Genomic DNA, 983 nt, shown 5'->3' on the forward strand with positions numbered 1-983 from the left:
AACCTGAGTTCGATATAAAAAAGAGTATAAAAAAAAGCCTTGTATTTGTAACATATTGGTTATCAAGACAAAATGTTATAAAACAAGGCTTTTCAATGGATCATATTACCGAATTATTTTGTATTTTGGATGATTTCTGCAAAAAATTTAATAAATCTTTAGAGAAAGCTTTAATTTCTGATCAAAAATCCAGGCTAAAAAAGTCAGCTTTAAGCTTGTCTGAAGCAATGACCATTGTCATTTTATTTCATCAATCCGGGTTTAGATTCTTCAAATATTTTTATTGCCAAATGATCGTTCCATTCTGGAAATCTGCTTTTCCTAAACTGCTTAGCTACAACCGATTTATTGAAATCATGCCCCGTTGTTTGCAGGCTCTGAGTAGTTTCTTCCATCAAGTAAAAGGAAAAGATACGGGAATCAGTATCATTGACTCCACTAAATTGGTAGTTTGCCATAATCTTCGGATTAAAAGGCATCGTGTATTTAAAGGTTTGGCAGGTCGTGGAAAAAGTAGTACGGGGTGGTTTTATGGTTTTAAATTACATTTGGTTATCAATAATTTAGGTGAAATAATTAACCTCAAACTGACATCAGGAAATGTTCATGATGTTGCTATATTAGATTCTTTAACTCAAGAATTAAAAGGGATCCTACTCGGAGACAAAGGCTATTTGAGCAAAGCAAAAGCCGAAGTTTTAGCAGCAAGAGGACTGAAAATATTGACCCCATCACGTCGGAATATGAAAAACAAACCTATCCAAACAGAAGAAGAAAAACAATTGCTTTGCAGAAGAGGATTAATAGAGACAGTGAATGATCAATTAAAAAATTTACATCAACTTGAACATTCACGTCATCGTTCGGTAAATAACTTCATGGTGAATATCATGGCTGCTGTAGTGGCTTATTGTTTGAATCCCAATAAGCCAACTTTCCAAAATATGTTAAAAGGCTAAGTGGATTTCATCGAACTCAGGTTA

1 protein-coding gene is annotated in these 983 nt (G+C 33.6%); it reads left to right on the forward strand.

From position 1 onward, the window contains the following. Positions 1-95 precede the first annotated feature (95 nt). Positions 96-959, forward strand: coding sequence for an IS982 family transposase (locus NI461_RS14045; RefSeq protein WP_174659411.1), 864 nt, complete (start codon positions 96-98; stop codon positions 957-959). Positions 960-983 lie beyond the last annotated feature (24 nt).

The organism is Acinetobacter sp. S4400-12 (assembly GCF_024129495.1).
GTDB classification, from domain to species: Bacteria; Pseudomonadota; Gammaproteobacteria; order Pseudomonadales; family Moraxellaceae; genus Acinetobacter; species Acinetobacter lwoffii_C.

Bases quoted from the DNA above. Each gene is read 5' to 3' on its own strand.
- NI461_RS14045 (WP_174659411.1), top strand. From the start codon at position 96: ATGGATCATATTACCGAATTATTTTGTATTTTGGATGATTTCTGCAAA.